Here is a 17594-nt window from a genome sequence, read left to right on the forward strand (position 1 = left end):
GCAGATGCAGACCTGGAGGGCGTTTTTGCCTCCGGCGTGATCCGGATCACGTTTCCATGCGGGGACCGGGGGGATTGGGGTTCGGGTGTACGATGGCGACCTAAAGGGCATTTATGGCGGCATCTTTCCAGGTCATTGGCAGTTAACCGGGGAACACTCAGGGGACCGGCAGGGGGGGATCCCGGTCGGAACGCCTGATTCAACAAGGGGTCCATATGAGAGGGAACCACACCTATCTCGCCGCGGGCATGGCCGTGGCATTGGGGATGTCCTGTTTCGCTGGGCTCCAGGCCCAGACAGCCCAGACCCGGGCCAAGGTGCCCGCCTCGATCCCCCGCTACCAGGCCCAGGCCGCGGTGAAGGGCCCCATCGACCTGCCGGGGGCGGACGAGCTCATGGATCTCGGCGACGAGTGGTCCGCCGGCTTCCGGAAGTTTCATCCCGAAGCCAATCTGATCTACCGGTCGAAGCTCACGAAAGAGGCGGTCAAGGACTTCCAGGACGGCAGCGCCCTGCTCATCCTCGCCGACCGCGAGTTCACGCCCGAAGAGACCAAGGCCTTCCAGACGAAGTTCGGCTACATGCCCATGCGCATCCCCGTCTGCCTGGACGCGAATATCGTCTTCGTCAACAAGGCCAATCCGATCACCTCCATCACGATGGAGCAGCTGGACGCCATCTATTCCCGGACTCGCCTCGGCGGCAGCAAGGCGCCGGCGCTCACCTGGGGTGACCTCGGAGTCAAGGGCGAGTGGGCCAAGATGCCCATCGTCGCCTATGCGCGGGCCGAGGGGACGAACACGCGCACCTCGTTCGCCGCCCAGGCCATGCTCAAGGGTGAGTACCGGCCCGGCATCCAGGAGCGCGGCGACTCCTCGGCCCTGGCCGAGGCGGTCATGACCGACCGCGCGGGCATCGCCTTCGGCACCATGGCCTCCTGGTACTTCGCCAACAAGGTGCTGCCGGTGACGCCCTATCACATCGAGGATGCCCGCTTCCCGAACCAGGAGGCGGTCACCACCAGCAAGTACCCCATGCCCCGGCTGTTCTACGCCTACCTGAACCGGACCCCCGGCCAGCCCCTCCCAGCCCCGGTGAACGAGGTCATCCACTTTCTCCTGACCCAGGAAGGCCAGAACGCCGTGGCCGATTCCGGCCTCCTTCCCGGTCCCCCGGAGTTCATCCAGATCGCGCTGAAGCGGCTCAGCCGCTGAGACCCTTACGCAGAAAGGCCCTCGCGCCCCGGCACGAGGGCCTTTCTGCGTGGTGAATGAATATAAGCAGAAGCCCGGCTTGGCCGGGTTTCTGCTTGGGGGCCCGGGGGTGTGCGCGCAGCGCGACCTTAGATCCTCGCAACGCATGCGTTGCGAGGGGGACCCCCGGAAAACACTATCCCCGTCGCCAGCCGACCGTTCCGTCCTTGCGGTCCTCCAGGACGATGCCCATGGCCTTGAGCTGGTCGCGCACTCGATCGGCTTCGGCCCAGTTCTTGGCGGCTTTGGCCGCCCGGCGGGCCTCGATGAGGGCCTCCACCTCGGCATCGAGGCTGGCCTCCTCGTGGGGCCAGGCGGCGAAGATGGCGTCGGCCTCGTCCAGGAAGGCCAGCACGGCGTCGCGTTCCTCGCGGGTGAGGGCCACATGGTCGTCCTGGGCGTTGAGGTCGCTGATGAGGGTGAAGATCGCCGCCAGGGCCTCGGGGGTGTTGAGGTCGTCGGCCATGGCCGCCCAGAAGGCTTCGCGGGCTTGGTCCAGGCGGACGGTGGGTTCGATGGCCTCTGCCCAGGGACCGCCGCCGGCCTGGCCCTCGCCCTCCATGCGCTTGCGGAAGGCCCGGATGCGCTTGAGGGAATTCTCGGCGGCCCGCAGGCCCTCGAAGCTGAAGTTCAGCACCTTGCGGTAGTGGTTGCTCTGGATGGCGTAGCGCAGGGCGATGGGATCCACGCCCTTGGCCACGAGGTCGCGCAGGGTGAAGAAGTTCCCCAGGCTCTTGGACATCTTCTGGCCCTCGACGAGCAGGAACTCGCCGTGGACCCAGTGCTCCACCCAGCGGTGGCCGAGCTTGCCTTCGCTCTGGGCAATCTCGTTCTCGTGGTGGGGGAAGATCAGGTCCACGCCGCCGCTGTGGATGTCCACCCGCTCGCCCAGCAGCTCCATGCCCATGGCCGAGCACTCGATGTGCCAGCCGGGCCGCCCGGGGCCCCAGGGGCTGTCCCACCAGGGCTCGCCGGGCTTGGCAGCCTTCCACAGGACGAAGTCGGTGACAGAGTCTCGTTCGTATTCGTCGGCGTCCACGGAGGCCCCTGCCTGCATGCCCTCCCGGTCCAGGTGGGCCAGGCAGCCGTACTGGGGCAGGCCGGCGATGCGGTAATAGACGCTGCCTTCGCGGGCGTAGGCCAGGCCCTTGGCTTCGAGATCCTGCACCAGGCGGATCATCTGGGGGATGTAGGCGGTGGCCCGGGGCAGGAAGTCCGCCTTCCGGATGCGGAGGGTGTCCAGGTCCTCCAGGAAGATGGCCGTGAAGCGCTCGGTGAGGGCCGTCATGGCCCCGTGGCGGGCCTCGTTGGAGGCCTCCGCAGGCAGGCCGCCCTGCGAATCCCGGATGATCTTGTCCTCCACATCCGTGATGTTCATGCAGTGGCGGACCTCGTGGCCAGCGGCCTGGAAGGTCCGCTTGAGCAGGTCCTGGAAGAGGAAGGTCCGCAAATTTCCAATGTGTGCGTAGTTGTAGACCGTGGGACCGCAGGTGTACAACGAGAGTGACCCCGGCACCACAGGCACCACGGGTTCGATCTTTCGGGTCAGGGTGTTGAAAAGGGAGATCGGCCGCCGCATCTTCATGGCACTAGGTAACCATCTTTATCGCTTCTTCTGAAGGCTTCGTGTGCCCCATGGGTTTCTTCGGTGGAAAGACCAGGGACCTCGCGTCGGTGGGACGGGAGGACCGGCTGCGTCAGCTTGAGGAGGAGAACCGGGCGCTCCGGAACCGCATGGCGGAGACCCAGGAGCTGGTGCGCCACCTGGACGAGGATCGGGACCTCCTCCTGGGCGCCGCGAAGCGCCTCCGCCCCGGCCTCTCCCCGCGCGAGCTGGGCGAGGCCCTCATGGAAGTCTGCTTCAAGCCCCTGGGCCTGGCCTGCTTCTACGTGGCCCTGGCGGACTGGGACAACGACCAGCTGCAGTTCGTGTTCTACCACGAGGGCGGGCGTCTCCGGCAGCACCCGTCCCGGCGGCTCTCGGATCGGGCGGGCCTGTCCGAGCGCGTGCTCTCCGGCCACCGGGCCATCTACATCCGGACCATGGAGGAGGGGCAGGCGGCCGGAAGCCTCCTGACCGCCGCGGAACAGGCCACGGGCCTCATCCCCCATTCCTGGTACGGCATCCCGCTGGGAACGGGCGGGCGGCCCGTGGGTCTGGTGAGCTTCCAGAGCTTCCAGACCGATGCCTTCAGCGAGAGCCGGCGGGGGGTCATGGATGCCCTGGCGGCCCTGCTGTCCAATTGCCTCTGTCTGCAGGCCGAGCTTCAGGGGCGCTGAATCAGCTCCAGGAGATCATCCGGCAGCACCCGGGCGCGGTTATCGGAGCCAGCCACCAGGTGGGTGCTCTCTCCCTCGGCCAGCAAGGTCCCGTTGCGTTCGATGCGGTAGCCGAACACGACGCGGCGGCGGCCGGTATCCCGGAGGAAGGTCCGGACCTGCACCAGTTCGTCATAGCGGGCCGGTGAACGGAAGCGGACGCGGATCTCGTTGACCACCAGGCGCACGCCCCGGGCTTCCCAGTCCGCGTAGCTCTGGCCCAGCTCGCGCAGGAAATCGCTGCGGCCCAGCTCCATCCACACCGGATAGGTCGCGTGATGGACGATGCCCATGGCATCCGTCTCGGCGTAGCGCACTCGAAGTTCGGTCAGGGATTCCATGGTTCCAGCGTACACAAAGAGGCCCCGCGTGGCGGGGCCTTGAGATGCACGGAGGGGCTCCCGGCTACTCGACGGTGACGCGGATGTGATCGCCCTTGTCCGTGGTGACTTCCAGGAGCAGGTCGCCCGGCTTGGCGTCGGACAGCAGCTTCTGGAGCTGTTCGGGCTTCATGCCCTTCTTCGTCTCGCCATTGATCTTGATTTCCCCTTCGCCGGCCATGTCGAGGATGCCGTTGGCCAGGCTGATGGGCATGCGGACATGCACTTCGCTGGGGCCATCCGCACCCTTGTGCCTGGCATGGTGCTGGAAGGATTTGGAGACGATGTCCACCTTGAGGAACCGCGCGGTCTGCGCGGACAGAGGGAGACTGAGGCTGGCCGCCAGGGCCAGCGGGATCATGACGGCGCGCATGGGCGGCCTCCTTGGAAGGAAAGGGGTTCGGCACTCGCCGATTCACCTGGGATTACGGGGGTCTGACCCGCCGGATTAGCCCGGGTATCCTGGGAGATGGAACGGAAGCCCGGTTGGCTCCATCCAACATTCTGTGCGGTGCATCCGCCCTCTCTCCGGAGTTCCAGCATGAAAGCCCTCGCCGCCCTCCTGCTCATCGCCGCGCCCCTGGTGGCCCAGGGACCCGTGAAGTGGGAGCACGACTACCAGACCGCCCTCAAGCGCGCCAAGGCCGAAAAGAAGGTCATCTTCATGGACCTCTGGACCGAGTGGTGCCCGCCCTGCCAGTACCTCCAGAAGAACGTCTTCCCCAGCGCCGAGGGCCAGGCCGCCCTCGCCAAGGTGGTGCCCTTCTCCGCCCTCGTGGAGAAACGGGACCGCACCCCCCTGCCCGAGGGGAAGAAGCTGGCCGACAAGTTCGGCCTCGAAGCCTTCCCGACCATGGTGATCCTCGACGCCAACGGCAAGGAGGTCCGCCGCCAGGTGGGCGCCTTCCGCACCGGCGCCGAGTTCGCGGCCTGGCTGGGGCAGAAGTAGCTATCAGCTCTCAGCTGTCAGCCATCAGTAAAAGCACGGCGGCCTCCGGGCCGCCGTTTCTTTAGCTGACGGCTGATAGCTGACAGCCCGATTACAGATCCTTCACCCCTCCCGGGGTCTTCGGGGGCTTGGGCAGGCGCTGCTTGATGCCCTCCAGCTCGTCCTGCTGGGCACCCATGCTGGGGCGGGGCGGCGGGGGGGGCGGAGGGGTCTTCGGATTGGGTGGTGGCGGCGTGGCGTCCTTCACCAGGGTCTGCAGATCGTGGATGGCGTCCGGCTGGCCCGGATGTTCCAGCAGCAGGCGTTCCAGCAGGGCCCGGGCTTCGGCGGGACGCCTGGCCTCGAGGTGCGCCCGGGCGGCCAGGAGCAGGGCGGGCGTCCGCCAGGGCGGCAGGGGCCGCGGGGCTCCCTGGCCCACCAGGGGAGACAGGGCCTTCAGGGCCTCATCGGGAAGGCCGGTCCTCAGGTCGATCTGGGCGGCCAGGAGCACATGGGAGGGCTTGGCGTCCCCCGGACGCCACCGGCGGGCCCCAGGCAGATCCCCGTTCTCTAGGGCCCGCTGGGCGAACCAGGCCTTCACGCTGGGGGGCGCCCAGGCCTTCCCGGACTGGGCGCGGAGGGGCGTGGCCAGGGCCAGCAGGAGGAGCAGCGCGGGCCGCCACCGGGCCATGGGCTTGCCCGCGAAAGCCAGCCAGAGGGCCAGTCCCGCCAGGGCCAGCCAGGCACCTACCTCGGGGTGGGCTGGCTGGAGGGAACGCCGGGCCGGCAGGGGCAACCTGCCGGCGGCCAGGGACTGGAGCCCCGCGGCGGCCGTCTCGCCGTTCGTGAACACCTGGCCCCCGGTGGCCTGGGCCAGGCGGGCCAGGAAGTCAGGGTGGGCGGTGCTCACGGCGGGTTCGGCCGCTGAGGACTGGGCTGATGGTTGGGTGGGGGGCTGGCCTTCGGGCGCGGGCCTGACGGGCACGGCGTGGGGTTGGCCGTCACCCAGGGCAAGTACGCAGACCGGGAGCTTCGCCTTCTTCAGGGCCTCCACGGCGCGGGCCAGGGCGATCTCGGGAACCTCCCAGGTCTCTTCGCCGTCGCTGAGCAGGAGGATGACGGCGGGGGCATCGCGGTCCGCCTGCGCGGCCACCTGGGGCAGGCCGCGACCCAGGCTCGTGCCGGGGGAGCCCACCTCGCCGGGTACCACGGCGCGCAGCGCCTCGCGGAGCAGGGTGCGGTCCTCCCCGGGGGGCTGGAGCGGGATGTCGTCGCCGGTGAGCAGATCCAGGCTCCAACGCAGGCCGGCCTGGGGCTGGGACCAGATGCGGTCGAGGGAGGCCACGGCGGCGTCCCAGCGCGAGCGGCCCCCGGCATCGGGTACGGTCATGGATCGGCTGGCGTCCAGCACCACATGCACAGTCAGCCTCGGGAACTCCGGCAGGCCCCAGCGGGGTTCTGCCAGACCGAGCCCCAGGCCCGCCAGCATGAGCGCCATGCCCAGGCCCTGCCAGAGCGGGCGCTGGCCCACCACCTGAACGCCCAGGCCCGGCCGCAGGTGGGCGCGCAGGGCGAGGGTGATGGCCAAGACCGCCGCCACGCCGAAGGGCGCCAGCAGCCAGGGATGGGTGAAGGGGAGGTTCATGTTCATGGCCCCTCCACCCAAGCGGGCCGCGGCTTGCCGCGCTTGAAGGCGAGGTCCGCGGCCAGGGGCAGCGCCAGGAGGGCCGCCGCCAGGAGGAACCAGCGCGCCAGGGGCTCGCCCTCCGTAGGCTGATCCACGGGCAGGAGCGTCTTCTCCAGCTGGTCGACGGACGCGAGGCTGCGGGCCAGGCCGCCGGGATCCTCGGCGCTGAAGGACTCACCGCCGGTGAGGTGGGCCACCTGTTGCAGGGTGGCGTGGTCCACCTCCACGCGGAGGCGGGCGAAGCCGCCGCCCTCCAGGGGCACCAGGCTCTCGCCGTCGGTTCCGATGGCCACGGCGTGGATGCGGATGCCGTTGCGCTGCGCCTCTTCCGCGGCCTCCACGGGCGTCACCCGACCTCGGTTCTGCACCCCGTCCGTGATGAGCAGGATCACGCGGCTGCGGGCGGGGCTGTCCTCCAGGCGGCGCACGGCGGTCATGAGGGCGGAACCGATGGCGGTGCCGTCGTCCCGGCTGTCCAGGTCGAGGCGGGCCAGCATGCGGAGCAGGCGCGTGTGGTCGGCGGTGAGGGGGCTGAGGGTCACCGGGTGGGCGCTGAAGAGGATGAGGGCGAAGCGGTCGTCGGGCCGGCGCTGGACGAACTGGGCCAGGGTGCGACGGGCCGCGTGCCAGCGGTCCTCGTCGGGCCGGTCGAGGATCTTCATGCTGCTGCTGCCGTCCAGCACCACGGCGAAGTCCACCACGGGAGCCTCACCCCGCACGGGTCGGCGCCACTCGGGGCCCGCCGCAGCCAGGCCCAGGGCCAGGGCCAGCACCGGCGGCAGCCAGTGGGAGCTGAGGCGCGCCAACGCGCTGGAGGGTCGCGACGAGGGGATGCCCCAGCGGTAGACCACCCGCCAGGCCCAGACCAGCAGGGGTACGGCCACCAGCAGCAGGAGGGGTTGGCGCAGGGCGATCATGCGTCCCCCTTCTGGTCGCCGCGGGCGTCCAGGGCCGCCACCAGCAGCTCCGGAGCCGGGAAGGGGGGGTCGGTCCGGCCGAAGCGGGCCGCATCCAGGCTCCTGGTCCACTGGTCCCAGGGGCCCAGGTTGCGAGCCTGGAACTCCGCGGGACCCCAGGCGCGGGCGGCATCCCCGAAGCGGGCGGCCAGCAGGTCGCGGCCCAGGGCGTGGGCGGCGTCGAGGGCAGTGCGATCCCGCCGGGCCGGGGGCCAGTGCCGGCGGAAGACCTGGGTCGCGTGGTGCAGGTGGCGCTTGGCCGAGCCCTTCCGCCAGCGGCGGATGATCCAGGAGGCCAGCGCGAGGGGGGGCAGCAGCAGGAGGCTGGCCCAGGCCCAGGGGAAGGGGATGGCGGGCAGGAGATCCTCGTTTCCGCCGCCGAAGCCCACCCAGGGACCGCCAAAGGGGATGGTACGGGGCACGTCCAGCCGCAGCTCCGGACTCCGCTGTCCATTGCCCAGGTCCAGGGCGGGGATCATCGCCAGCCCCGGCTCCAGGGCCTGCACCTGGAAGCGCCAACCGCGCCCGTCCGGCAGGGGTTCCATGGAACGCAGGCGCAGCGGCCCCAGGCGATCCTCCACCGTGGGCCGCGGTGGGGCCGGCGCTCCTGGATTCTCCTCCCTCAACTCCAGCACCTGGAGTTCGCCGAGCTTCAGTGGACCGGCCGACTTCCAGGTGGGCGCGGCACCGGCCCACAGGCCCATTGCCAGCAAACATGCGATCTTTTGATATCTCGGAATCCGCCTGCGGATTCCGAGCCAGGACAGGCGAAGGACGGAACCACCGATCTCCATGCTTACGCCCCCCCCGCCCGCAGCCACGCGTTCAGCTTCACGATGGGGTCCTCCAGGAGGTCCCAGCGTTGCCGCTCGATGGCGGGGGAGAAGCCGGGGTCGGGCCAGGTCGGGGCCCTGGGCCCTTCGGGTGTCTCCGGCTGGAACCAGACCAGCCGGTGCCGCGTGGCCAGGGGCTTCAAGAGGGGCGCCAAGCCCTGCAGACCCGCGCCGTTGCTGAAGAGCCAGAGGCGGTGCCCCTTGCCATGCTCGCCCCAGTGGCCCAGGGCCTCGCGCCAGGTGGCCTCCGTGGGAATGGAGGGGCCGCGCTCGGCCAGGGTCTCCAGGATGCGGAGGCCGTGGATGCGGCCCCGCTTGGGCGCGATGCGGAGGGCTGGGGTGCGGCCATCGCCGGGGACGATGAGGCCCAGGCGGTCGCCGGTGGCCTGGAGGGTGGCGAAGGCGGCGCCGCAGAGCTCCAGGGCCCAGCGCAAAGGCGAGACCGGATCGCCCAGGAACATGGAGGGTGAGGGGTCCACCACCAGCCACAGCACCAGGTCGCGGCTGCTCTCGAAGCGCTTCATGATCGGTTCGCCCGTGCGGGCGGTCAGCGGCCAGTTGATGAAGCGTGGATCATCGCCCGGCACGTAGGGCCGGTTCTCCACGAAGGTGAGCCCCGCGCCCTTGAGCTTCGAGGGATGCAGGCCCTCGGTGCCGCCGCCCAGCCGCCCCCGGAGGCGCAGGGGCAGGCGTCGCAGGCGGGCGAGGAAGCGGGCGGGGAGGGGCATGGCAGTTCAGTATGGCGGAATTCGGGGTCAGTCCTCAGTCCTGAGTCTTCAGTCCTCAGGTACTGCTTTCCGTGGCGGCGCTTCGCGCCGCATCATCTTTTCCCCTTGATGCCGACCCATCCCTTCCAAACGGCCACACCCAAAGGCAAATAAAGGCCCTGCCAGAGGCTGCCCCGGGATCCTTTACTGAGGATCGAGGATCGAGGACCGAGGACCGAGGACCGAGGCCTGGAGACCGCCCCTACCACCTCACCCGCACGCGGTAGGTCAGCGTGGCTTTGCCTTCGGCGGGGACGGCGACCTGGAACTTCCCGGTGCCGGCGGCGGCCTTGATGCAGGGGTGGCTGCTCTGGAGCACCTCCCAGTCGCCGGGCATGGGCTCCAGCACCGTGACGGTGACGGGCTCCTTCTTGGCGTTCTTCAGCTCGATCTCGAAGGCGGACTCATGCACGAAGCCGTACTTCCCCTGCTTGCCGAGGCTCTTGTAGTCGGTCTGCTTGCGCCTCGCCGTGATGTCGAAGGCGTCGCCCAGCTTCATACGGACCAACTCGTTCTTCGGCGTGTGGTCGATGTTGTCCTCGCCCACGAACTGGGCACGACCCTCGCCGTCCCGTTTGTAGACGCGAATGATGCCCTTGGGGAGCGGCATGCCCAGACGGCTGGCCTCCTTGTTGTCGAACTCGACGAACACGCCCACCTTCTGCTTGTCGCCCAGGTCGCCGTAGCTGCCGGAGTAGTAGTAGGCCTGGCCCTGGAGCAGATACTCCTTGCGGACGGGCACGACACTGGCGCTCAGCAGGGCCACCTGCTTGGTCTGGTTCACGGCCAGGGTGGTGGGGCGGTCCAGGGTGTAGAGGTGGTACTCGAAGAGGCTCTCCTCGGCCATCTTCGGCGGGGCGGGAGCGGCTCTGGCCATAACTTCCACGGTGGCGTAGGCACGCTCTGGGCGCTGCTGGGCCCGGTTCACATCCCCCGCGACCAGCTGCAGGGTGGCATTGGGGTAGGCGGCGCCGCTCTGGTTGGTGAGGGTCACCCAGCCGCTGAGGTCGAGGGTCTTTTCGTCCGGCGCCAGGTTGGCCACATAGTCGGCCCGCCAGGAGAGACCGCCCGTGAGGTAGCTCAGCTCCAGCTTCTGCTCCCGGTCGGCGCCGCTGTTGAGGGTGATCACCAGGGTGGGCCGGGCCCGGAGGTTGCCGGGCACCTTGGGGAAGATGAGGCGGCCGGGGACGGCGGTCTCGATGCGGTCCGCGAACTGGAGCACCGTGCCGTTGTTGGTGGCCAGCACCGTGGCCTCCTCGCGCACCTCCTTCGCCCCCGCGCCGGATTCGTTGGGCACGCTGCGGACCACCGTCACCTTCTCGCCCACGTACTTCTCCAGCAGCTTCTGGGGCGTGAGCAGGTCGAAGTCGAAGTTCTGCTCCGCCACCCAGAAATCCTTCGGGTGGGTCAGGTTCCGCAGCAGGGCCGTCTCGGGCCGGATCTGGGCGGACACCTCCTGGAAGGCCAGCCGGGACTCGCCCTTGGGCAGCCGCACCTCCCGCGTGTCCTTCACCAGGGCCAGGTTGTCGTTGTAGATCGTGACCGCCAGAGCTTTCTGATCCTTCAGCGTGGTGACGGCCTCCTGGGCGACCAGGAGCGAGGGCAGGGTGGCAAGCAGCAGGGCGGGGCGCATGGAACCTCCGGGATGTGGGCGGGGTGCCCGATACAAGGTCATGCCGGGAATTGGGACATCCTTTCATGAAAAGAATGAAGTACGCGGAGGAGAGCTGAGGGGCGGAGGAGAGCTGAGGGGCGGAGGAAAGCTGAGGGGCGGAGGAAAGCGGAGAAAAACATCCCAGTAAGGTTTTCCCCTCCGCTCTCCTCCGCTTCCCTCCGCTTATTCCATTCCTTGATATTTCAGATCTGCCCGGCCCCAGCCAGTTCCTGGATGCGGGCGAGGCCGCTGTCGAGCTGGCCCTGGAGCAGCTTCTCGGCGCCCATCATGGCCATCATCATCGGGATGTCGGCCTCGTCCACCAGGCGCAGGGTGCAGCCGCCGTCGGCAGGGGCGATCTCGAAGCGCAGCTCGTGGTCGAACATCTTCTTCGCGCCGGGTACCAGCACCACCCGCTGGCCGGGCACGCGCTCCTTCACCACCAGCTCCTGGGGCATCTTCATGCCCATGACCTCGATGATGTAGCTGTGCCGGTCCGCCTCGCCCTGGAAGTTCATGGCCGCCGGCTCCAGGAACGCCCGGTGCTTCGAGAGGTCCGAGAGGAAGGCGTACAGCGCGTCGGCGGAGACGGGCAGCGAGGCCGTGGCGGTCTTGATCGTGGTCATGGGGACTCCGGGGACGAAGGAACCATCGAACCACGAAGCGGGCATGGCCGGGAGGCCCTACCTCCGGACAGGATGGCTTACCGGACGTACACCCGCTCGCCGAAGAACGCGGTGCCGATGCGGATCTGGTCCGATCCCGCGGCGATGGCGGTCTCCAGGTCGGCGCTCATGCCCATGCTGAGGCTCAGTGGCCGGCCCAGGTCCTGCTGCAGCCGCTCGCGCAGGGTGGCCAGCTGGGCGAAGGCGGCTTCGTCCTCGGGCGGGGGGATGGCCATGAGGCCGCGCAGGGGCAGGTGGGGATCGTCGCCCAGGGCCTCGATCAAGGCGGGCAGGTCCGCTTCGGCGCAGCCGCCGAGCTTGGTTGCCTCGTTCCAGAGGTCCACCTGGATCCAGACCGGGCGCACCACCTGGAGTTCCTCGGCCAGACGCCGCAGGCGCTCCGCCAGCTCGGGGCGATCCAGGCTCTGGATCTCGGCGAAGTGCTGGAGGGCGGGCTTGGCCTTGTTGCGCTGGAGCGGGCCGAGGAGGACGAAGGCCAGGTCGGGCAGGGCCGCCGCCTTGTCGGTGCCTTCCTGCACGTAGTTCTCACCGAACCGCGTGAAACCCAGGGCAGCGGCCTCCTGGATCAGCGCAAGAGGCTGCTTCTTCGACACAGGCAGGAGCTCGATGCGTTCGGGGTCCCGGTTCCCAGCCTCGCAGGCGCGGGCGATGCGGGCCCGCAGGACCCCGACCCGGTCCGCCAGGCTCACGGCAGGAAGAGGATCCGCTGGCAGGATTCGCAGGCCACGGGACCCTTGGCCTCCTTCAGCTGGAAGAGGAAGGGGCCGCGCAGCTTGACGTGGCAGCCGGTGCAGGCGCCGTTCTCCACGGGCACGACCACCCGTCCCTGGCGGGCGCCGGCGAGCCGATGGAAGCGGGCGACCTCGGTGGTCGAGAGCTTCGCTTCCAGTTGCGCCTGCTTGGTCTGGAGCTGCTTGCGCCCCTCCACCTGGTTGGCGTGCTCGCCTAGAAACACCGAATGGAGCTCGTCGAACTTCACCTTGAGGGTGGCCCGCTCGGCTTCCAGGGCCTCCAGGGCCTGCTCCAGGGCCTTCGCCTCGGTCTCCAGGGCCTTCAGGGGCTTGGCGATGGAGGACTTCAGCCGCTCTTTCTCGTCCAGCTCGCGGATGGCCGCGGCGTACTGCACCTTCTGGCTGGTGGTCTTCACGGCGGCGCGCGCCCGCTCCTCTTCCTTCTGGGCCTGGGCCAGTTCCTTGGTCTTCACCTGGATGTGGATCCGGGCCGACTCCAGGGCCTTGGTCTTTTCCGCCGTCTGCTTCTCGATGGCTTTGAGCCGGGTATCCAGGACCGCCAGATCAGGAGGCAGGGCCGACAGGTCGCGCTCAATGGTCCGAAGGTAGTCCAGGGTGGCTTGCAGGTCGCGCAGGATGGCGAGGTGTTCCATGAAATTGAGGCTACACCCTGCGGAGGCTCGCAGCTCGCATTTGGATATCTGACATTTGTTGGAAGAAAATATGAATTGTATGCACTAAAATTTAATGCCGTTTGGGAAGATCCTGCTTGACCAGCTCGGGGGCCGATGACAGACTTGGCACTCGCTGTGGCTGAGTGCTAACAGCCCCATTCGTTTCTTTCTCTTCTTTCCAAGGAGGTCCCATGGCCATCAAGCCCCTCTCCGACCGCGTCGTGCTGAAGCGCGTCGATCCCGCCGAAGTCGTCAAGGGCGGCATCATCATCCCGGACACCGCCAAGGAGAAGCCCATGGAGGCCGAGGTCGTGGCCGTGGGCGAAGGCAAGATCAACGAGAACGGCACCCGCAACCCCATGTCCGTGAAGGCCGGCCAGAAGGTGCTGATCGGCAAGTACAGCGGCACGGAAGTGAAGATCGACGGCGTCGACCACGTGATCGTGCGCGAGGACGAGATCCTGGCGATCGTGGGCTAACGGGGCTTTCGGCTCTCAGCCATCAGTTGATGGTCGATAGCTGACAGCCCGATTCCGATCCGATTCCAACCTTTTCCAATCTGGAGACACACATGGCCAAGTCCATCATCTATGCCGAAGATGCCCGCCAGGCGATCCTGCGCGGCGTGAACAAGCTCGCCGACGCGGTGCAGGTCACCCTCGGCCCCAAGGGCCGCAACGTCCTCATCGAGAAGAAGTTCGGCTCCCCGCTCATGACCAAGGACGGCGTCACCGTCGCCAAGGAAGTGGAGCTGAAGGACAAGCACGAGAACATGGGCGCCCAGCTGGTGCGCGAGGTCGCCTCCAAGACCTCCGACATCGCCGGTGACGGCACCACCACCGCCACCGTCCTGGCCCGCGCCATCTACCGTGAGGGCATCAAGGCCGTCGTGAGCGGCGCCAACACCATGGAGATCAAGAAGGGTATCGACCTGGCCGTCGACACTGTTGTGAAGGCCATCGACGAGATCAAGAAGCCCGTCGAGGGCAACGCCATCGCCCAGGTCGGCACCATCTCCGCCAACGGCGACGAGGAGATCGGCAAGATCATCGCGGAAGCCATGGCCAAGGTGGGCAAGGACGGCGTCATCACGGTGGAAGAGGCCAAGGGCCGCGACACCGAGCTGAACGTGGTCGAGGGCATGCAGTTCGACCGCGGCTACCTCAGCCCCTACTTCGTGACCAACCCCGACCAGATGAAGGTGGAGCTCGAGAATCCCTACATCCTGGCCTACGAGAAGAAGATCTCGAACATGCGCGACCTCCTGCCCCTGCTGGAGCAGGTCGTCAACAGCCGCCGCCCCCTGCTGCTCATCGCCGAGGACGTGGACGGCGAGGCGCTGGCCACCCTCGTGGTGAACAAGATCCGCGGCACCCTGAACGTGGCCGCCGTGAAGGCCCCCGGCTTCGGCGACCGCCGCAAGGCCATGCTCGAGGACATCGCCATCCTGACCGGCGGCAAGGCCATCAGCGAGGACCTGGGCCTCAAGCTCGAGAACCTCACGCTGGCTGACCTCGGCAGCGCCAAGAAGATCGTCATCGACAAGGAGAACACCACCATCGTCGAGGGCGCCGGCGCCAGCGAGGCCATCCAGGGCCGCGTGAAGCAGATCCGCGCCCAGGTCGAGGTCTCCACCAGCGACTACGACAAGGAGAAGCTGCAGGAGCGCCTGGCCAAGCTCGTGGGCGGCGTCGCCGTCATCAAGGTGGGCGCGGCCTCCGAGACCGAGATGAAGGAGAAGAAGGCCCGCGTGGAAGACGCCATGCACGCCACCAAGGCCGCCGTCGAGGACGGCATCGTGGCCGGCGGCGGCGTCGCGCTGCTCCGCAGCCTGCCCAAGCTCGCCGACCTCAAGGCCATCGGCGATCAGGCCACCGGCGTGGACATCGTCCGCAAGTCCCTGGAGGAGCCCCTCCGCCAGATCGCCAACAACGCCGGCGTCGAAGGCTCCGTGGTGGTCAACACCGTGCGCGAGGCCAAGGGTAACCACGGCTACAACGCCGCCACCAACGAGTACGGCGACATGGTGAAGTTCGGCGTCGTCGATCCCGCCAAGGTGACCAAGTCCGCCCTGCGGAACGCCGCCTCCGTGGCCGCCATGATGCTGACCACCGAAGCCATCATCACCGAGCTCCCCGAGCCCAAGGCTCCCGCCCCCGCGGCCCCCGGCATGGGCGGCATGGAAGACATGTATTGATTAGCCGCGACTGCGGTTCGTGGAAAAGGGGCCCCGCGGTTGCGGGGCCTTTTTTTAGTGCATTGGAGAGGGGACGATTGGAGGGACTGCTCTGACGGTCGTGATTCGCTCCCTGTGGGGCCCCGCTTCGCAGGCTCCACTGGAGCCTGGTTCGCGACCCACATGGTCGCGACATGGAAGACATGTATTGATCAGAAGCAGCTGTCAGCCATCAGCTTTCAGCTGTCAGAGAAACGCCCCGCGCATGCGGGGCGTTTCTCGTTTCAGACCGGAATAAAGGGGACTTTGACGTCCCAAGAACACGTTGCGATGTGACAAAACCCCACCCGCAGGGGGGCTAAGGACGGAAGGGGAAAACCTCTCCCGATGGGGTGGGCTGGCGGGAAGATCTGGAAAGCCTAACCCGCGCCGTTCCTGGGAACTGCTTCGCGCAAGCGAGGCTTTTTTCTTATATCAGACAACATCGTCATTTTTAATTGCTACCAAGGGGTTGACTATGATTCCGGCCGAATGGATGCTTCTTCCGAATCCCCGGGAATGTCTCCCGGGCACCTTGAAAAAGCAGGAGAACCCATGGGCATGGGCCTTCTCTTTGACGCGACGCGCTGCATCGGATGCGGCGCCTGCAGCTCCGCCTGCAAGGAGCAGAACAAGCTACCGGGGAAGGTAGAGGAGGTGTTGACGGCCTACACCTGGACCACGGTCCAGGAGCGAGAGGGCCTCAACGTGCGCCGGATGTGCATGCACTGCGAAGTGCCCACCTGCGCCTCGGTCTGCCCGGTGGGTGCGCTGAAGAAGACGCCGGAAGGGCCAGTGGTCTACGATGCCGAGCGTTGCATGGGCTGCCGCTATTGCATGATGGCCTGCCCCTTCGAGATCCCGAAGTACCAGTGGGACCGGCCCGTGCCCGTGGTCGGCAAGTGCATCATGTGCGCGGGCCGCCTCAAGGAGGGCAAGCCCACCGCCTGCGCGGAGGCCTGCCCGGCGGAGGCCACCATCTTCGGGAAGAAGGAGGACCTGATCTGGGAGGCCCGGACGCGCATCCGCCAGAAGCCCGGCGCCTACGTCGACCACATCTACGGCCTCACGGAGGCCGGCGGCACGTCGGTCCTGATGATCTCCAACGTGCCCTTCGACAAGCTGGGCCTGAAGTCCAACCTGCCCGGGGAGCCCCCGGCCATGAAGACCTGGCAGGTGCTGTCCAACATCCCTGACTTCGTCGCGGTCTGGGCCGTCTTCCTCTATGGGGTGCACTGGATCACCGCCAGGCGGGAAGAGGTGGCGAAGGCCACGGCCAACGGGAATGGGAACGGCCGCAACGGACAAGGCCACGGACGGGAGGACCGGTCATGAACACCACGCTCACTACGCCCGCCACGCTGGCCGGACGCCGGTTCCGGCCCGGCTTCTGGACCGCGGTCTTCGGCATTCTCTTCCTCGCGTTCTGCGCTGTGTCCGTCATCCGCTACACCAAGGGGCTGGGCGCGGTCACCAACCTGAGCGACCAGTTCCCCTGGGGGCTCTGGATCGGCTTCGACCTCCTCTGCGGCGTGGGCCTGGCCGCCGGTGCGTTCACCCTCACGGCGGTGGTTCACCTCTTCAACCTGCGTCGCTACGAGCCCATCGTGCGCCCCACCATCCTCACCGGCTTCCTGGGCTACGCCTTCGTGATCGTGGCGCTGCTCCTGGACCTGGGCCAGCCCTGGCGCATCTGGCATGCCATCGTCTACTGGAACACGCACTCGGTCATGTTCGAGGTGGCCTGGTGCGTGATGCTCTACACCACGGTGCTGGCGGTGGAGTTCTCGCCGGTGGTCTTCGAGTACTTCGGCTTCCACGCGCCGGCGAAGTTCATCCATCAGCTCATCACGCCCCTGGTCATCCTCGGCGTGATCCTCTCGACCCTGCACCAGTCCTCGCTGGGATCCCTCTACCTCATCGTCCCCAGCAAGCTGCACCCGCTCTGGTATTCGCCGATGCTGCCGCTGCACTTCTACATCTCGGCCATCGGGGCGGGCATCGGCATGATCGTCCTGGAATCCTACCTCAGCAAGCGGGCCTTCCACCGCCACTTGGAGATGGATCTGCTCGAGCCCCTGGCCCGGGGCATGGTGGTGGCGCTCGGCATCTACGGCCTCATGCGGCTGCAGGGGATCGCGCGCAACCACGCGTTCGGGACGATCTTCGACCTCAGCTATGAAGGGCGCATGTTCCTCCTCGAGTTCGCGCTGGGCGTGGTGCTGCCCGTGGTGCTGATGTCCTTCCGGAAGCTGCGCACGAATCCCGATTGGCTGGTGGCAGGCGCCTTCCTCGCGGTGCTCGGGTTCGTCATGAACCGCCTCAACGTGAGCATCACGGGCATGGAGGCGGCTTCCGGCACCCGCTACCTCCCCTCGGCCATGGAGATCACCGTCTCCCTCGGCCTCGTGGCCATCGGCATGGCGGTCTTCGCCTTCGCCGTCCGCACCTTCTCCGTCTTCCCCGAGGGTCCGGTCGCTGGCTCGAAGGAGCTGCCGAGGAGAGGCTAGG

General features: G+C 67.7%; 18 protein-coding genes. 7 read left to right on the forward strand and 11 right to left on the reverse strand.

The features are described from left to right. Nucleotides 1-215: 215 nt before the first annotated feature. The gene (locus MLG87_RS15635) at nucleotides 216-1214 is read left to right on the forward strand and encodes a PstS family phosphate ABC transporter substrate-binding protein (protein ID WP_243295994.1); all 999 of its coding nucleotides are present in this window, start codon (nucleotides 216-218) and stop codon (nucleotides 1212-1214) included. Between the two features lie 175 nt (nucleotides 1215-1389). On the opposite strand, the gene cysS is transcribed toward MLG87_RS15635, so the two are convergent. Further along, entirely contained in the window at nucleotides 1390-2838 is a 1449-nt protein-coding gene (gene cysS, locus MLG87_RS15640) for a cysteine--tRNA ligase (RefSeq protein ID WP_341848589.1), read from the reverse strand. Between the two features lie 50 nt (nucleotides 2839-2888). Between cysS and MLG87_RS15645 the strand changes: the two genes are divergently transcribed. After that, nucleotides 2889-3533, forward strand: coding sequence for a GAF domain-containing protein (locus MLG87_RS15645; RefSeq protein WP_243296050.1), 645 nt, complete (start codon nucleotides 2889-2891; stop codon nucleotides 3531-3533). Here the strand turns inward: MLG87_RS15645 and MLG87_RS15650 are convergent. Together MLG87_RS15650 and MLG87_RS15655 are read right to left on the reverse strand one after the other, a co-directional pair. Further along, complete coding sequence (locus MLG87_RS15650) at nucleotides 3521-3913, reverse strand: acyl-CoA thioesterase (RefSeq protein WP_243295995.1); 393 nt, start codon at nucleotides 3911-3913, stop codon at nucleotides 3521-3523. The two genes, MLG87_RS15645 and MLG87_RS15650, sit on opposite strands and share 13 nt — an antisense overlap. A gap of 64 nt (nucleotides 3914-3977) precedes the next feature. Continuing rightward, nucleotides 3978-4325, reverse strand: a complete 348-nt coding sequence (locus MLG87_RS15655; RefSeq protein WP_243295996.1) for a hypothetical protein — start codon at nucleotides 4323-4325, stop codon at nucleotides 3978-3980. 168 nt (nucleotides 4326-4493) lie between these two features. Between MLG87_RS15655 and MLG87_RS15660 the strand changes: the two genes are divergently transcribed. Further along, complete coding sequence (locus tag MLG87_RS15660; RefSeq protein ID WP_243295997.1) at nucleotides 4494-4901, forward strand: thioredoxin family protein; 408 nt, start codon at nucleotides 4494-4496, stop codon at nucleotides 4899-4901. Nucleotides 4902-4992: 91 nt separating this feature from the next. On the opposite strand, the gene MLG87_RS15665 is transcribed toward MLG87_RS15660, so the two are convergent. The 8 genes from MLG87_RS15665 to MLG87_RS15700 form a co-directional block, all read right to left on the reverse strand. Next, nucleotides 4993-6531: a vWA domain-containing protein gene (locus tag MLG87_RS15665; protein WP_243295998.1), complete on the reverse strand. Its 1539-nt coding sequence runs from the start codon at nucleotides 6529-6531 to the stop codon at nucleotides 4993-4995. After that, nucleotides 6528-7484 carry a VWA domain-containing protein gene (locus MLG87_RS15670; protein WP_243295999.1) on the reverse strand — a complete coding sequence of 319 codons (957 nt, stop codon included), beginning with the start codon at nucleotides 7482-7484 and terminating at the stop codon, nucleotides 6528-6530. Before MLG87_RS15670 ends, MLG87_RS15665 begins: the two co-directional genes overlap by 4 nt. Beyond that, nucleotides 7481-8236: a hypothetical protein gene (locus MLG87_RS15675; protein ID WP_243296000.1), complete on the reverse strand. Its 756-nt coding sequence runs from the start codon at nucleotides 8234-8236 to the stop codon at nucleotides 7481-7483. The genes MLG87_RS15670 and MLG87_RS15675 overlap by 4 nt, the downstream gene beginning before the upstream one ends. 83 nt (nucleotides 8237-8319) lie before the next feature. Then, nucleotides 8320-9084 (reverse strand): DUF58 domain-containing protein, encoded by a 765-nt coding sequence (locus MLG87_RS15680; RefSeq protein ID WP_243296001.1) that lies wholly within the window; start codon nucleotides 9082-9084, stop codon nucleotides 8320-8322. A 241-nt stretch (nucleotides 9085-9325) separates the two neighbouring features. Continuing rightward, complete coding sequence (locus MLG87_RS15685) at nucleotides 9326-10756, reverse strand: DUF4139 domain-containing protein (RefSeq protein WP_243296002.1); 1431 nt, start codon at nucleotides 10754-10756, stop codon at nucleotides 9326-9328. Nucleotides 10757-10980: 224 nt separating this feature from the next. Then, nucleotides 10981-11403 (reverse strand): SRPBCC family protein, encoded by a 423-nt coding sequence (locus tag MLG87_RS15690; RefSeq protein WP_243296003.1) that lies wholly within the window; start codon nucleotides 11401-11403, stop codon nucleotides 10981-10983. Nucleotides 11404-11480: 77 nt separating this feature from the next. Next, complete coding sequence (locus MLG87_RS15695) at nucleotides 11481-12152, reverse strand: YggS family pyridoxal phosphate-dependent enzyme (RefSeq protein WP_243296004.1); 672 nt, start codon at nucleotides 12150-12152, stop codon at nucleotides 11481-11483. Then, on the reverse strand, nucleotides 12149-12847 hold the full coding sequence (locus MLG87_RS15700; RefSeq protein WP_243296005.1) for a zinc ribbon domain-containing protein: 699 nt from the start codon (nucleotides 12845-12847) through the stop codon (nucleotides 12149-12151). Before MLG87_RS15700 ends, MLG87_RS15695 begins: the two co-directional genes overlap by 4 nt. A gap of 212 nt (nucleotides 12848-13059) precedes the next feature. Here MLG87_RS15700 and MLG87_RS15705 point away from each other — a divergent pair, with 212 nt between their 5' ends. From MLG87_RS15705 to nrfD, 4 genes are all read left to right on the forward strand, one after another. Continuing rightward, the gene (locus tag MLG87_RS15705) at nucleotides 13060-13347 is read left to right on the forward strand and encodes a co-chaperone GroES (RefSeq protein WP_243296006.1); all 288 of its coding nucleotides are present in this window, start codon (nucleotides 13060-13062) and stop codon (nucleotides 13345-13347) included. 92 nt (nucleotides 13348-13439) lie between these two features. Further along, on the forward strand, nucleotides 13440-15065 hold the full coding sequence (groL, locus tag MLG87_RS15710; RefSeq protein WP_243296007.1) for a chaperonin GroEL: 1626 nt from the start codon (nucleotides 13440-13442) through the stop codon (nucleotides 15063-15065). Between the two features lie 573 nt (nucleotides 15066-15638). Then, entirely contained in the window at nucleotides 15639-16418 is a 780-nt protein-coding gene (locus MLG87_RS15715; RefSeq protein ID WP_243296008.1) for a 4Fe-4S dicluster domain-containing protein, read from the forward strand. After that, nucleotides 16415-17593, forward strand: coding sequence for an NrfD/PsrC family molybdoenzyme membrane anchor subunit (gene nrfD / locus MLG87_RS15720; protein WP_243296009.1), 1179 nt, complete (start codon nucleotides 16415-16417; stop codon nucleotides 17591-17593). Before MLG87_RS15715 ends, nrfD begins: the two co-directional genes overlap by 4 nt. Nucleotide 17594: the final 1 nt, after the last annotated feature.

The sequence above is a fragment of the Geothrix mesophila genome (assembly GCF_022808835.1).
Classification (GTDB): Bacteria; Acidobacteriota; Holophagae; order Holophagales; family Holophagaceae; genus Geothrix; species Geothrix paludis.

What these genes read in the sequence shown, in the direction of transcription:
- MLG87_RS15635 (WP_243295994.1), top strand. Translation starts at nt 216, where the DNA reads ATGAGAGGGAACCACACCTATCTCGCCGCGGGCATGGCCGTGGCATTG.
- cysS (WP_341848589.1), bottom strand. Translation starts at nt 2,838, where the DNA reads ATGAAGATGCGGCGGCCGATCTCCCTTTTCAACACCCTGACCCGAAAG.
- MLG87_RS15645 (WP_243296050.1), top strand. Translation starts at nt 2,889, where the DNA reads ATGGGTTTCTTCGGTGGAAAGACCAGGGACCTCGCGTCGGTGGGACGG.
- MLG87_RS15650 (WP_243295995.1), bottom strand. Translation starts at nt 3,913, where the DNA reads ATGGAATCCCTGACCGAACTTCGAGTGCGCTACGCCGAGACGGATGCC.
- MLG87_RS15655 (WP_243295996.1), bottom strand. Translation starts at nt 4,325, where the DNA reads ATGCGCGCCGTCATGATCCCGCTGGCCCTGGCGGCCAGCCTCAGTCTC.
- MLG87_RS15660 (WP_243295997.1), top strand. Translation starts at nt 4,494, where the DNA reads ATGAAAGCCCTCGCCGCCCTCCTGCTCATCGCCGCGCCCCTGGTGGCC.
- MLG87_RS15665 (WP_243295998.1), bottom strand. Translation starts at nt 6,531, where the DNA reads ATGAACATGAACCTCCCCTTCACCCATCCCTGGCTGCTGGCGCCCTTC.
- MLG87_RS15670 (WP_243295999.1), bottom strand. Translation starts at nt 7,484, where the DNA reads ATGATCGCCCTGCGCCAACCCCTCCTGCTGCTGGTGGCCGTACCCCTG.
- MLG87_RS15680 (WP_243296001.1), bottom strand. Translation starts at nt 9,084, where the DNA reads ATGCCCCTCCCCGCCCGCTTCCTCGCCCGCCTGCGACGCCTGCCCCTG.
- MLG87_RS15685 (WP_243296002.1), bottom strand. Translation starts at nt 10,756, where the DNA reads ATGCGCCCCGCCCTGCTGCTTGCCACCCTGCCCTCGCTCCTGGTCGCC.
- MLG87_RS15690 (WP_243296003.1), bottom strand. Translation starts at nt 11,403, where the DNA reads ATGACCACGATCAAGACCGCCACGGCCTCGCTGCCCGTCTCCGCCGAC.
- MLG87_RS15700 (WP_243296005.1), bottom strand. Translation starts at nt 12,847, where the DNA reads ATGGAACACCTCGCCATCCTGCGCGACCTGCAAGCCACCCTGGACTAC.
- MLG87_RS15705 (WP_243296006.1), top strand. Translation starts at nt 13,060, where the DNA reads ATGGCCATCAAGCCCCTCTCCGACCGCGTCGTGCTGAAGCGCGTCGAT.
- groL (WP_243296007.1), top strand. Translation starts at nt 13,440, where the DNA reads ATGGCCAAGTCCATCATCTATGCCGAAGATGCCCGCCAGGCGATCCTG.
- MLG87_RS15715 (WP_243296008.1), top strand. Translation starts at nt 15,639, where the DNA reads ATGGGCATGGGCCTTCTCTTTGACGCGACGCGCTGCATCGGATGCGGC.
- nrfD (WP_243296009.1), top strand. Translation starts at nt 16,415, where the DNA reads ATGAACACCACGCTCACTACGCCCGCCACGCTGGCCGGACGCCGGTTC.